This is a genomic window from Azorhizobium sp. AG788 (assembly GCF_004364705.1).
Classification (GTDB): domain Bacteria; phylum Pseudomonadota; class Alphaproteobacteria; order Rhizobiales; family Xanthobacteraceae; genus Azorhizobium; species Azorhizobium caulinodans.
This window is the reverse complement of sequence record NZ_SOBM01000006.1, coordinates 374,278-387,377: the sequence shown is the minus strand read 5'-3', so window position 1 is coordinate 387,377 and position 13,100 is coordinate 374,278. Positions and strand designations below refer to the sequence as shown.

The following is a 13,100-nucleotide window of genomic DNA, read 5'->3' as shown; positions in this document are numbered from 1 at the left end:
TCGCAAGCCCCTCAGCGCACGATGCGGTGGATGAGATAGCGCCCGTCCTCCACCTCCACGCCGTGCGTGTCGTGGGCAAAGCCGGGGAAGCGCAGGTCATAGGCTTCCAGCGCCTTGAGATAGCCGAGCACGGGGCCATCTGCCGGGCCGGCATTCTCGCCGGGCATCAAGAGCGGGATGCCGGGCGGGTAGGGCACCACACCGGTCGCGACCGTATGGCCGGCGAGCTCGTCCAGCGTCACCTGCTCCACCTGCCCCTGGACCAGCCGCTCATAGGCCTGCACGGGGCTGAGATCGGGATGCGGCAGCAGGGAGAAGGCCTGCGCCATCATGGCGGTGGTCTTCAGTTCGTCCATGGCCGCGAACATGGTGTCCGCCAGATCCTTCAGGCCCAGGCCGAGATAGCGGTCGCCGGTGGTTTCAGCGAGCGGCGGAATGGCGAGTTCTATGGGCAGGTTGGCGTCGTAGTCCCGCTTGAAGTCGCACAGGGCGCTGACGAGCGAGCCCCATTTGCCCTTGGTGATGCCCAGCGAGAACAGGAACAGGATTGTGAAGTCCGTGGTCTTCTCCACCACGATGCCGCGGGCATCGAGATAGGCGGTGACGAGGCTTGCGGGAATGCCCACGGGCATCAGTCCGCCGCCCGGCGCGACGCCCGGCGTCACCACCGAGACCTTGATGGGGTCGAGCATGCAATAGCCGTCCTCGATGGCGCCAAAGCCATGCCACGGGGCGTCCGGCTTCAGCACCCAGCAGGAGGGATCGGTGGCGAGCGCGTCCGGCGATGCCTCGTGGAAGGGTGCCACGCGCCCGGTCTTCGGGTCGCGCACCGTGTCCGGCTGCCAGCAGTCGAAGAACCAGCCGCCCTGCTCGGCCGCCTCATTGGCGAGGCGCGACATCATCTGCCGGAAGGCGACGGCCTCGGCGATGGACTCACCCGTCAGCGCCGCGCCGCCGGGACCATCCATCATCGCCACCGACACGTCGTTGGAGGCGATGATGGGATAGAGCGGCGAGGTCGAGGCGTGCATCATGAACGTCTCGTTGAAGATGCTGTGCGGGATCGGGCGGCGTCCGTCGCGCACGTGGATGAAGGAGGCCTGAGACAGCGCCGCCAGTAGCTTGTGCGTGGACTGGGTGGCGAAGACCGTCGGCTTGTCGGCGCCATGGGCCGACGGATCGCCATGCATGGCATGGCGGTCTCGATAGAGGGGATTGAAGCGCGCGTAGCCGTACCACGCCTCGTCGAAATGCAGCCGGTCCACACTGCCACCCAGCAGTTCCTCGACGCGGGAGACGTTGTAGCACAGGCCGTCATAGGTGGAGTTTGTGATGATCGCGTGCTTAGGGATGCGATCTGCCAGGCCTGCGGTCAGCGGATTGGCCTCGATGGCCTGGCGCACCGCCACCGCCGTCAGCCGCTCGGGCGGAATGGGGCCGATGATGCCGTAATGGTTGCGGGTCGGCGCCAGATAGGTCGGCACGGCGCCGGACATGGTCATCGCGTGCTCGGCGGACTTGTGGCAGTTGCGGTCGCAAAGGGCGATCTGGTCGCGGCTCACGCTCGCCATCAGGATGACGCGGTTGGAGGTGGAGGAGCCGTTGGTGACGTGATAGGTGCGGTGGGCGCCGAAGACGCGCGCGGCGTATTTCTCGCTTGCGCCGATGGGACCGGAATGGTCCAGCAGCGAGCCGAGCTCACCCACCGAGATGGAGAGGTCGGAGCGCAGCAGGGGCTCGCCGAAGAACTCGAAGAAGGCGCGGCCGGGCGGGGATTTCAGGAAGGCCGTTCCGCCCGTGTGGCCCGGCGTGTGCCAGGAATATTCATGCACCCGTGCGAACTTGACCAAGGCGCCGAACATGGGCGGGAGCACGGTCGCGCGGTAGCGCTCCACGGCCGCCTCGACGCGCCCGCCGACGAAGTCGATGGTGTCTTCCAGCAGCCAGACGAAATCGTCCACCTGCGCCATGACCTTCGCCGGCACGGTGGATGCGACGCTGCGGTCGGCCAGCAGGAACACGGGGACCGTATGGTTGCGCGCGCGCAGCGCTTCAAGGACCGCGATAGCCGGGGCATGGCCATCCGGCCCGAGATCCCAGTCCAGCAGGACACATTGCAGCGCCGGGTCCGAGCCGACGATGGCGATGGCGTCTGACGAGGTGGCGGCGGTGACGATGCGGATGTCCCGCCGCTCCAGTTCCGCCACCAGTCCCCGCAGCGCGCGGCCCGCAGCCGTTTCAAGTGCAATCTCGTCGTCGACGACGAGGGCCTTCATGCCGAGGCGATGATGCGCTTTGGTGGGCGTGCTCATGACGATGTCCTCGGAGGTGGGGCGCAAGGGCTCGGCGACCGGAGGGGCCTGCGCCCGACGGAGCGCGCGAGCTTGCGTGAAATGATGGAATGAAGTGGGTTGGCGCGGCGATGGGAGACGCGCCGGGGCGCCTCCGGCTGCGGAAGGTCGGGAGAGGCCGCTTGGCGAGACCGTGCAGGCATAGCCGCACTCTTTCACCTGATGGGTGCACACGGGCACACCCTGACGCTCTCACACTACAGGTATTTGTCCTGGTCGAAATTGATCTCGGCCAATGATGGAAAGCATTCCCGGCTATATTAATAGTCAAGTATTGTGCGGGTGCGAGATGAAAGCGGTCTCGCCCTGGGAGTTCTGGTTGGTCGCGCCGTCGTGTCGAATGGCCGCTTGCTTTTGGGCGTCGCCCGGCCTAGACCCGTCCGCGGGACACTCCCCCCCAACGGGGAGCGCCCATCTGAAAGGATGGACACATGACGAGCAATGACGCGCCGCATCAGAAGCCGGCGAACCCCAATTTTTCGTCTGGACCTTGCGCCAAGCGCCCCGGGTGGTCGCTGGATGCACTCCGCGACGCCCCTCTGGGCCGCTCGCATCGCGCCAAGGTGGGCAAGGCCAAGCTGAAGCTGGCCATTGACCTTACCCGCGACGTTCTCGAGGTTCCGGACGACTACCGCATCGGCATCGTGCCGGCCTCCGACACCGGCGCCGTGGAAATGGTGCTGTGGTCCATGCTCGGCGCCCGCGGCGTCGACATGCTCGCCTGGGAAAGCTTCGGCGAGGGCTGGGTGACCGATGTCGCCAAGCAGCTCAAGCTTGAGAATGTCCGCACGCTGACCGCGCCCTATGGCGAACTGCCGGACCTGAAGACCGTCAATTTCGAGAACGACGTGGTGTTCACCTGGAATGGCACCACCTCCGGCGTGATGGTGCCGGATGCGGACTGGATTCCGGCGGACCGCGCCGGCCTCACCATCTGCGACGCCACCTCGGCCGCCTTCGCGCAGCCGCTCGATTTCGCCAAGCTCGATGTGGTCACCTTCTCCTGGCAGAAGGTGCTGGGCGGCGAGGCCGCGCACGGCATGCTCATCCTCTCCCCGCGCGCGGTGGAGCGGCTCGAGACCTACAAGCCTGCCTGGCCGCTGCCGAAGATCTTCCGCATGACCAAGGGCGGCAAGCTCATCGAAGGCATCTTCGAGGGCGAGACCATCAACACGCCCTCCATGCTCTGCGTGGAAGACTATATCGATGCCCTGCACTGGGCGAAGTCCGTGGGCGGCCTGCCGGGCCTGAAGGAGCGGGCAAACCGCAATTTCGAGGTCATCGCCCAGTGGGTGCACCGCACGCCGTGGGTGGACTTCCTTGCCACCGATCCCGTCACCCGCTCCAACACCTCGGTGTGCCTGAAGGTGGTGGACCCGGCCGTGACCACGCTGCCGGCCGATGCCCAGGCCGCCTTTGCCAAGGCCATCACCTCCGGCCTTGAGAAGGGCGACATCGCCTACGACATCGGCTCCTATCGCGATGCACCGGCCGGCCTGCGCATCTGGTGTGGCGCGACCGTGCAGGCGACGGACATCGAGGCCCTCACCCACTGGCTGGACTGGGCCTTCACCGTCGCCAAGGGCTCCCTGCCGCAGGCGGCGTGAGGGCCGGGCGGCGCGTAGCTGCGGTTTCCGGACACGACATTCCCGTCCGTATGACGCGGACTCCCTCTCCCGCTTGCGGGGGAGGGCAGGGGAAAGGGGCAGGTGCGCCTTGATGGCTTGTCCTGGCCTCTCTTACCGTGTGCATGTCGGCGGGCTTCTGCCATGCCCCCTCCCAACCCTCCCCCGCGAGCGGGAGAGGGCTGCGAACGGGGAGGGCCTGCCGGTCACTCTTATGCCGCGCCTATGACTCTGCCGCCTTGGCTAGCAATGCCGCCTCGCACCCTTTTGCGCCTTGCCGCTGATCCGCCGATCAGGACCTTGAGCCCCTTCGGCATCGGCCGGCCCAGACCTTCTGCCATAACGCCCCGCCGGCCGCTTTGAGCGCGGCGGGGCCGGTCCCCCTTGCATCCGGAGCCGCATCATGGCCCCTCGCGTTCTCATTTCCGACAAGCTGTCCGATGCCGCCGTTCAGATCTTCAAGGATCGCGGCGTGGAGGTGGATTTCCGCCCCGATCTCGGCAAGGACAAGGATAAGCTCGCCGAAGTCATTGGCGATTATGACGGCCTCGCCATCCGCTCGGCCACCAAGGTCACGCCGAAGATCCTGGAGAAGGCCACCCGCCTCAAGGTGATCGGCCGCGCCGGCATCGGCGTCGACAATGTGGACATTCCCGCCGCCACCGCCCGTGGCGTCATCGTGATGAACACGCCCTTCGGCAATTCCATCACCACCGCCGAGCACGCCATCGCCATGATGTTCGCGCTCGCCCGCCAGATCCCGCAGGCGGATGCGTCCACCCAGGCCGGCAAGTGGGAGAAGAACCGCTTCATGGGCGTGGAGCTCACGGCCAAGACGCTGGGCATCATCGGCTGCGGCAACATCGGCTCCATCGTCGCCGAGCGCGGCATCGGGCTGAAGATGAAGGTCATCGCCTTCGATCCCTTCCTCTCGCCGGAGCGGGCTCTGGCGCTGGGCGTGGAGAAGGTGGAACTGGACGAGCTTCTCGCCCGCGCCGACGTCATCACTTTGCACACGCCGCTCACCGAGAAGACGAAGAACGTCCTCTCGGCCGAGAACATCGCCCGCGCCAAGCCGGGCGTTCGCATCATCAATTGCGCGCGCGGCGGTCTCGTGGACGAGGTGGCCCTGCGCGCCGCGCTCGACAGCGGCCATGTGGCGGGTGCGGCCTTCGACGTCTTCTCCGTGGAGCCGGCGGAGACCAATGTGCTGTTCGGCCATCCCAATGTGGTGTGCACGCCGCATCTCGGCGCCGCCACCACTGAGGCGCAGGAGAATGTGGCCCTCCAGGTGGCTGAGCAGATGAGCGATTATCTGCTGGCGGGGGCCATCTCCAATGCGGTGAACTTTCCCTCCATCACGGCGGAGGAGGCGCCGCGCCTCAAGCCCTTCATCGCGCTCGCCGAAAAGCTCGGTTCCTTCGCCGGGCAGCTCACCGACACGGACATCAAGACCGTCCGCATTACCTATGAGGGTGCCGTTGCGGACCAGAAGGTGAAGGCGCTCACCAGCGCCGCCATCGCCGGCCTGCTGCGCCCCGTGCTGGCGGATGTGAACGTTGTGTCCGCACCCTCGGTTGCCAAGGAGCGGGGCATCGTCATCGAGGAAACCACCCGCGCGGCGGTGGGCGACTATGACAGTCTCGTCACCTTGTCCGTGGTGGCGGATGATTTCGAGCGCCACGTGGCCGGCACGGTCTTCGCCGACGGCCAGCCGCGCATCGTGGACATCAAGGGCATCAAGGTGGACGCCGGCTTCGCGCCCAACATGCTCTATGTCACCAATGAGGATAAGCCGGGGTTCATCGGCCGGTTTGCGAGCCTTCTGGGTGATGCGGGCGTGAACATCGCCACCTTCGCGCTCGGCCGCGACCATCCCGGCGGGGACGCCATCGCCCTTGTGGAGGTGGATGGCCCCGTGCCGGCGGACGTGCTCGGCAAAGTGAGCGCGCTGCCCCATGTCCGGCAGGTGAAGCAGCTTCGCTTCTGAAACCTCCCCGGCGCCCGGACGTTGTCTGCGGGCGCCGGGCGGTAGCACCTTGCACCGCCTTTTCGGCGCCGACGCCTTACAACAAGCGTTGGCGCAACATGCGATGAGGTGGTGAATGTCGGGCCGGCTGGTCTTCCTGCTGCGTGTGGCGATTGGCGTGGTCGCGCTGTCCGCCGGTGGTGCGGCGCTGGCGCAGACGGCGGGCGGGACAACGCAGGCCATGAAGGGCTGCGAGCGTCTTCTGGCCGAAGGCAAGGTGCAGGAGGGCTATCCCTGCCTGCGCGACGTGCTGAAGACCATCGCCACCGGCTCCGATGATGCCCGCACGCTGCAGGAATATCGCACCTGGGCCGAGGCCTTCCTCCAGGCCCGCCAACCGCGCCTTGCGGCCGCGCTCTATGAAGACGCGCTGGCCAGCCGCGCCGCGTCGGGCAAGCCGCTGGCCGATCTCGGCCGCCTGCACTTCGCCTATTCCTATTATGTCCTGAGCCGCGGCCCGGACAAGGAGAGGGCCATCACCCACGCCCGCGCGGGCCTCGACATTCTGGAAAAGACCCTCGGCCCCGGCGCCTATGACACGGTGGCCGCGCGCGACAATCTCGCCGTGCTGTTGTCGGACAGCGGCGCCATCGCGCCCGGCCTTAATCTCGCCGAGAGCAATTTCGATATCGCACTGAAATCGCTGGGCGAGGACGAGCCGCTCACGTGGCGCGTCTCGAACAACTTCGCGGAGGCGCTGCGCTCCATCGGCCGGCCGGAGGCCGCCGTTCCCATCGATCAGGTGCTGCTCGCCAAGCGCGTGAAGCATTATGGCGAGGGCAGCATTCAGGCGCTGGTGAGCGCCAGCAATCTGGCGCTCAGCTATCTGGAAATGGGCGACAAGGCGCAGGCCATGCGCTACTTCCGCCTGCAGGGCCGCTTCGGCGCGAAGCTCGCGGACCCCACCTCCGAGCATGAGGCGCAGGCGAAAGCCTGGTACACCTACACGGACATCTTCTTCTCGCCCGATCCGCAACTGAAGCCCGACATGCTCGAAGCCCTCATGGGCCTCAAGGACTGGCGGAGCGCGCCGGACCTGATGCGGGTCAAGGCCTCCGAACTGGCCGCCAAGGAGTATGAGCGGCAGGGCAAGGTGCGGCAGGGGCTCGCCCTGCGGCAAGCGGCCTATGAGATTTCCGCCGCCAGCTTCTCCGCCCGCAGCCCCATCACGTTCGATGCGCTGCTGGGGCTCGCCCGCGCCCATGTGCGCAATCAGGAGCCGGAGAAGGCGCTCGCCACCTTCCGCGATCTCGATCGCCAGCTCTATGACTGGACCCTGCGCGAGGTGGGCACGGCGGGTAACCGCTTCATCGCCGAAACCACGCGCGTGCTGGCGGACAATTTCCTCTATGAATTCGGCCGCTTCGCGCTGGAAGAGCCGTCCGCCCGCCCGGCTTTCGCGGATGCGGCGGGTCGCTGGAAGGCGCTGGAGAGCGGCCAGCGCGCCCGGCTGCGGCAGATGGCCGACACTCTGCCGGACGACGTGAAGCCGCTGGCGCAGGAGGTCATCCGGCTTCTTGGCCGCCAGCAGGAGGTGCTCTCGGAGCGCCGTACGGCCGCCGAGCGCCGGGACGACGAGGCGCTGGTTCAGGATGTGCAGAAGAAGAGCGGGGAACTGTCCGCGCGTCTCGCCTCGCTCAAGGTTCCCGAGCCGCCGCCGCTGGACGCGGCGATCGCCGGCGCGCTCGGTCCGAAGGACGCGCTGGTGAATTTCGTGCTGATCACCCGCCGGCAGGGCACGCGCAGCAGCGATGCCGCCATCGAGGACCAGCGCCTGCTCGCGGTGGTGCGCCGGCACGACCAGCCGCCACAGCTTCTGGACCTTGGCAGCTTCCCCGACATCGTCGCCCGCCTGAAGGTGGGTCAGGAGGGGACGGACACGGCGAAGGAAATGTATGCGGCCCTGTTCGGCAAGCTGTCGGGTGCGCTCGGGGGGGGTGAGCGTCTGTTCATCGTTCCGGATGCCGAGCTTTATGGCATCCCCTTCGCAGCGCTGCGGGATGGCGAAGGGCGCTTTCTCGATCAATTGTACGAGGTGCGGCTGCTGACGCGCGAGGACGCGCTGCCCACCGCTGTGCGCCGCGACCGGCTCGCACCGGGTGGCAAGGCGGTTCTGGCGGGCGGACTGGACTTCTCCTCCGGCAAGCAGAAGGGGCCGCGGGCTCTCCCCGCCACGGGGCGCGAGGTGGCGGAGGTAGGCAAGGTGCTGGCGGGTGCGGGGTATGCCACCAGCGTGCTCACCGGCGCCGCCGGAACGGAACAGGCGCTGCATCAGGCCATTCCGGGCGCCTCCGTGGTGCATCTCGCCACCCACGGCTTCTTCGAGCCGCCGCATGATGGCCTGAGCGCGCTCTGGCGCGGTGGCATCGTGCTGGCGCGGGCGGGAGACGACAAGCCGCCGAAGGCCAACGACCGTGACGGCTATCTCTATGCCGAGGAACTGATGGGCTGGGACCTCTCGGCCGCCGATCTCGTGGTTCTCTCCGCCTGCGAGACGGCGGTGGGCGATCGCAGCGCGGTGAGCGCCATTCGCGGCCTGCCCACGGCGCTTGCCATTGCCGGGGCGCGGCGCTCACTGCTCACCCTCTGGCCGGTGGCAGATGCGGGCGCGGCCAATTTCATGATCGCCTTCTACCGTCATGCCGCCGAGCCCGGCGCGACCTTCTCCAGCGCCCTGCGCCAGACGCGGCTGGACGCCATTGCCGGCAAGGTGCCGCAGGCGGACGACCCCGAGGTGTGGGCGAGCTTCGTGATGTACGAGGGATAGCGGTCAGGCTGGTTTGGCAGCCTTCGCCCGTGTCGCGGTGAGGATGCCCGTCAGCACCAGCGCATACCCGGCCGCATGAAACCAGGCGAAGGTCTCGCCGAGGAAGAGGATGGCCAGCGCCGTGCCGAACACCGGCATCAAATGGAAGAACGGCGCCGCCCGGTTGGCGCCGACAAGCTGCACCCCTCGATTGAAGGCGAGATAGGCGAGCAGCGAGGGCGCGGTGGAGACATAGGCGAAGACGCCGAGCGTGAAGCGGTTGAAATGCAGCTCCGCGCCATGGGTCAGTTCCCAGGCCATCACCGGCAGGAGCAGGACGCCGCCAATGGCCATGATGGCGGCCAGGAAGGAGAGCGGCCCGAGCGGCGGGCGCACCCGCAGGATGGCCGTGTAGAAGGCATAGATGGCGAGCGCCACCATGATCCAGATGTCGCCGGCGTTGAGGGTCAGGTGCAGCAGCGTGTCGATGCTGCCGCCGCTGATGATGATGAGCACGCCGGCGAGCGAGATGAAGACGCCCACGGTCTGGCCGAGCGACAGGCCGTCGCGGAACAGCAGGAGGCTCCAGACGGCGACCAGCAGGGGGCTGATGGATTGCAGCAGCAGCCCGTTGAGCGCCTGCGTGTACTGGAGGCCGTAATAGCTCATGGCATTGTAGCTGGCGATGCCGGTCGACGAGAGCAGCACGAGGCGCCAGAAATGCCGGCGGAGGAGGGGCGCGTCGCGCACGATCTGCCGCCAGGCGAAGGGCAGCAGGATCAGCGTCGCCAGCAGCCAGCGCACGCAGGCCGTGGTGATGGGCGGCACGGCGCCCACCATGTAGCGGCCGATCACCATGTTGACGGCCCAGAGCAGGGCCGTGAAGCTGAGCAGCAGATAAGGCGCGTTGGCGATGGCAGCCAAGGGAGACTGGGCGGCGCGAACGGACATGAATCCTCCTGGCGCCCCGGGCAAGGGCGACCCATTCTTCTGCTGTGGCGGCGGGCGCCGCCCAGGCCGCGTCGTTGCGCAGCCGGAAGCCTGTGCACCAGGAATGCGCAGGGGCAGGGCTTCGATCCACGCTCTATCGCGGGATCGTCAGGAATGGAAATGAAAGTCGCATCCGCATCCATCGGGGATGCTGATGGGTCCTGCCGCTTCGCTTATGCCCTCAGTGGGCGGCGGCCGTGAGATACCGGCTGAGGAAGGCGGGCACGCGCGAGAGGGCATCCGAGCGGGCGGCAGGGTCGGTGCCGGTGATGGGCACGACGCCGGCCGTGGTGCGGAATTCCGGCCGCTCGCGATAGGCGAGGCCCGGCCAGTCGAAATCATGATAGGCGCCCGAATAGATGCGCAGCGTCACCGGATTTCCGGCGCTCGCCGCCTCCGTCAGCAGCGCCTCGCAGGGCTGGAGCGGGGACCAGACGTCCTTCTCTCCGAGCAGGACGAGCAGGGGAATGCGGCTCGACCAGCCACCCGGCTGGCGGGCGGCGCTGCACGAGCCGGGATAGAAGGCGACCGCCGCCTGGAAGTCGCGGGACGGGGGAAGGCCCCCCGGCCGGGCGGAACTGTCGGTTCGCAGCGTGTTCAGCACCGTTCCGCCGCCCTGCGACCAGCCCATGAGCGCAATACGGCCGGGGTTTACGAACGGCTTGGCCTGGAGATAAGCGAGCGCGCCGTACATGTCCTTCGGACGGGCGCGATAGACATCGGAGCGGAAATTGGCCGGTGCGCACATGCTGCGCACGCCGCGCGGGGTGAAGCTGTCCACCATCAGCACGCTGTAGCCGGCGCCGTTGAGGCGCTGGGCCCAATCGGTCTCGCGGGCGTTGATGCCATTCTTGCCGATCAGGCCGCCGCAGCCATGGGCGAAGACGACCGCAGGCCCCGGTCCCTGTCCGGCGCGGAACAGATAGCCGTCAATCAGGGTGCCGTCGCGGGACGGAAAGCTCACTTTCTCCTGCGCCTGAGCGGCCGGGCTGGCGGCGAGAAGCCCGAGCGCAGCGAGGCCGGCCAGCGCCAGACGGGTGAGGAGGTGTGGCATGAGGCGCTCCCGATCATCCTTTTGCGCCCGAGCTTAAGCCGCCTTCGCGTGTCTTGCACCGTCGCGCAAGGGCAGCCTGTGCCGGATCGGGACAGGCGCTGGCAGGATGGGAACGGGAGCGGACCAAAGCGGGAGCGAATCGGCCGTGCGGCTCTTTTCCCGATCCGTTCCGCCGGATTACGGCCCCTTCTGGAAGAGCTGGTAGGAGGTGGGATTGTCGGGGCAAAGGCCGCCGCCGCATTCCAGCACCGTGGAGGCACCATTGCCGAACGCCAGCAGGAAGCCGAGCACCACCATGGCAAGGCCGAAGGTGGCGGCCCGCGCGCCGAGGGGCCGATTGTCGCCGGCGAACTGCTGGTCGAACAGCAGCATGAGCCCGCAGCCGAGGATGATCACGCAGAAGAGCACCAGCGCCCAGCTGTAGAAATGCAGGCCGAGGAGCGCATCGCCATAGGTGCCCGTGCCCGGCACGATGTGCAGCAGCGTCTGCCGCCCCGAGATCAGGCCGCCGCAGAAGGCGGAGAGGATGACAATGGCATAGTGGCTCGGCCGGGGACCGAACTTCACGTTGAGGGCCAGCCCGAAGGCGGCGCCCACGAAGCCGGCGCGCTGGAGCAGGCAGAGCGGACAGGGCAGGTCGCCGAAGGCGATCTGGTCCACGAAGGCCACCAGGAGAACCAGGCAGACGGCGAGGAGGCCGATGGCATTGAGGGTGCGCGAGAGGCTGGCGGTCATGGCCGGGTCTCAGAGCACGAGGTTCAGCGGGTCGGTGGCGTGCATCCGGAACAGCGCCAGCAGAGCGATCAGCGACAGGCCCCACAAGGCGATGGCGGCGAGCCGCTGGCCGATGAGGATGCACAGGAAGGCCAGGGCAATGCCGAAGAAGGGAATGCTCATCATGGGCTCGTCTCCCGGCGCCCGCGCGACGGGCTGTTGACGTCAGCCTATAGGCGCGCGGGCTTGCGTGGAACCGGCCGGATGGCGGTACGGCCGTCTGCCGCCCTCAGCGTCCCTTGGAACGCGGATAGGCCGACTTGTCCGCGGGGGGCGTGAGGCCCTGCATGAGGTAGAGCACGTCGTTGGCGAGGGCGCAGCAGATCTCCGTATTGCTGCCGTCCATGGCGGTCATGCCATCCGTGTTGCTCAGCACGAACACGCCGGCGGGTGCGGGCGTCGTGCCGGGGGCAGGGCTGGGCAGGAAGGCGATGTAGCTGGAAAAGCCCGGCAGATCGCCGTCTTTCCACACGGTGGAGAAGGGCGTGTTGTCCACGGAGCCGAGGAACCAGCCAAGGCCGAGCTGGTCGCCCCAGCCGGTGGTTGCGGTCGTGGAGGGGCTCTGAAGCACGCCCAGCAGATCGTTGAGCGGGCCGTCCGGCAGGAGACCCATGTTGAACTGCAGCCACACCAGCATGTCCGCCGGCGAGGCGACGATGCCGCCGGCCCCATGATAGGCCGGAAACTGCGGCCAGCCGGGAGCGGCGGCGCTCTGGTAGCTCTGGCCGGAGAAGTAATAGCCCTGCGGCAGGGTATCGAGCCGCACCTCGTCGAAGAACTGGGCCGACAGTTCGAGCGGCTCGAAGATGAGGTCGATGACGATCTCTTCATAGCTCGCGTCCTGGTCGGCATAGGCCGGTAGCACGGCACCCATGAGGCCGAAACCGAGATTGCTGTAGCGATAGGCGAGCTGGGAAGCGGGCTTCATCTGCGTATAGTTGAGGAAGCCCAGCATGCCGGGGATCGTGTAGGGCTGCGGCATCAGGCGCGGCTCGTCATGGGGTGGCCCATTGTCCTGTGGCAGCCCCGAGGAATAATTGACGAGCGAGGTGAGCGTGATGTCTGCGAACTGTTCGCCGATCTCGAGCTCGGGAAAGTCGCCGAGCGTCGCGTCCGCCGGCCCCTGCGTCTCCAGGAAATGGGCATAGGCGGTGGCGGTGAAGGTCTTCGAGACGGAGGCGAGCACGAACGGCGTGTCCTCGGTCAGCGCGAGCGGGCCATTGTCCTGCCGCTGCACGCCTCCGAAGGTGTAGATCGCCGAGACGTCCGGGTCGGGGCTGGCGATGCCGATGACGAAGGCGAGGCTCGTGTTCTCCGCCTGAAGCGCGAGATAGGGTTTTACGAGGGCGGCGAGGTCGTCCTCGCTCGGCTGGACGATGCTGGTCATGGACATTCCCTCCCCGTGGCGCCGGAGACGCGACGCCACGCCCGCAGCTTGCGCCCCGGCCATGGCGCTGTCACGACGGGAAAAATGGCAGGGCCTGTCCCAGAGCGGCACAGGTCGCCACCCTCGCGAGAACAGGCGCGGATC

General features: G+C 67.5%; 9 protein-coding genes. 3 read left to right on the top strand and 6 right to left on the bottom strand.

What is annotated here, in order from left to right; all coding sequences use genetic code 11:
• Positions 1 to 11: 11 nt before the first annotated feature.
• Entirely contained in the window at positions 12 to 2,312 is a 2,301-nt protein-coding gene (locus DFO45_RS17795; protein ID WP_133865925.1) for an Orn/Lys/Arg decarboxylase N-terminal domain-containing protein, read from the bottom strand.
• Positions 2,313 to 2,782: 470 nt separating this feature from the next.
• On the opposite strand from DFO45_RS17795, the gene DFO45_RS17790 reads away from it, so the two are divergent.
• The 3 genes from DFO45_RS17790 (at position 2,783) to DFO45_RS17780 (ending at position 8,772) form a co-directional block, all read left to right on the top strand.
• Complete coding sequence (locus DFO45_RS17790; protein ID WP_133865924.1) at positions 2,783 to 3,958, top strand: phosphoserine transaminase; 1,176 nt, start codon at positions 2,783 to 2,785, stop codon at positions 3,956 to 3,958.
• Positions 3,959 to 4,376: 418 nt separating this feature from the next.
• Complete coding sequence (gene serA, locus DFO45_RS17785) at positions 4,377 to 5,966, top strand: phosphoglycerate dehydrogenase (RefSeq protein WP_133865923.1); 1,590 nt, start codon at positions 4,377 to 4,379, stop codon at positions 5,964 to 5,966.
• Positions 5,967 to 6,081: 115 nt separating this feature from the next.
• The gene (locus tag DFO45_RS17780; protein WP_133865922.1) at positions 6,082 to 8,772 is read left to right on the top strand and encodes a CHAT domain-containing tetratricopeptide repeat protein; all 2,691 of its coding nucleotides are present in this window, start codon (positions 6,082 to 6,084) and stop codon (positions 8,770 to 8,772) included.
• 3 nt (positions 8,773 to 8,775) lie between these two features.
• On the opposite strand, the gene DFO45_RS17775 is transcribed toward DFO45_RS17780, so the two are convergent.
• The 5 genes from DFO45_RS17775 to DFO45_RS17760 all read right to left on the bottom strand — a co-directional run bounded on the left by DFO45_RS17775 (position 8,776) and on the right by DFO45_RS17760 (position 12,956).
• Positions 8,776 to 9,702, bottom strand: coding sequence for a DMT family transporter (locus DFO45_RS17775; protein ID WP_133865921.1), 927 nt, complete (start codon positions 9,700 to 9,702; stop codon positions 8,776 to 8,778).
• Positions 9,703 to 9,922: 220 nt separating this feature from the next.
• Entirely contained in the window at positions 9,923 to 10,795 is an 873-nt protein-coding gene (locus DFO45_RS17770) for a dienelactone hydrolase family protein (protein WP_133865920.1), read from the bottom strand.
• Positions 10,796 to 10,972: 177 nt separating this feature from the next.
• Positions 10,973 to 11,530 carry a disulfide bond formation protein B gene (locus DFO45_RS17765; protein ID WP_133865919.1) on the bottom strand — a complete coding sequence of 186 codons (558 nt, stop codon included), beginning with the start codon at positions 11,528 to 11,530 and terminating at the stop codon, positions 10,973 to 10,975.
• Positions 11,531 to 11,539: 9 nt separating this feature from the next.
• The gene (locus tag DFO45_RS24970) at positions 11,540 to 11,695 is read right to left on the bottom strand and encodes a DUF5993 family protein (protein WP_012169521.1); all 156 of its coding nucleotides are present in this window, start codon (positions 11,693 to 11,695) and stop codon (positions 11,540 to 11,542) included.
• Between the two features lie 103 nt (positions 11,696 to 11,798).
• Entirely contained in the window at positions 11,799 to 12,956 is a 1,158-nt protein-coding gene (locus DFO45_RS17760; RefSeq protein WP_166657169.1) for a serine hydrolase domain-containing protein, read from the bottom strand.
• Positions 12,957 to 13,100 lie beyond the last annotated feature (144 nt).

Bases quoted from the DNA above. Each gene is read 5' to 3' on its own strand.
- DFO45_RS17795 (WP_133865925.1), bottom strand. From the start codon at position 2,312: ATGAGCACGCCCACCAAAGCGCATCATCGCCTCGGCATGAAGGCCCTC.
- DFO45_RS17790 (WP_133865924.1), top strand. From the start codon at position 2,783: ATGACGAGCAATGACGCGCCGCATCAGAAGCCGGCGAACCCCAATTTT.
- DFO45_RS17780 (WP_133865922.1), top strand. From the start codon at position 6,082: ATGTCGGGCCGGCTGGTCTTCCTGCTGCGTGTGGCGATTGGCGTGGTC.
- DFO45_RS17775 (WP_133865921.1), bottom strand. From the start codon at position 9,702: ATGTCCGTTCGCGCCGCCCAGTCTCCCTTGGCTGCCATCGCCAACGCG.
- DFO45_RS17770 (WP_133865920.1), bottom strand. From the start codon at position 10,795: ATGCCACACCTCCTCACCCGTCTGGCGCTGGCCGGCCTCGCTGCGCTC.
- DFO45_RS17765 (WP_133865919.1), bottom strand. From the start codon at position 11,530: ATGACCGCCAGCCTCTCGCGCACCCTCAATGCCATCGGCCTCCTCGCC.
- DFO45_RS24970 (WP_012169521.1), bottom strand. From the start codon at position 11,695: ATGATGAGCATTCCCTTCTTCGGCATTGCCCTGGCCTTCCTGTGCATC.
- DFO45_RS17760 (WP_166657169.1), bottom strand. From the start codon at position 12,956: ATGACCAGCATCGTCCAGCCGAGCGAGGACGACCTCGCCGCCCTCGTA.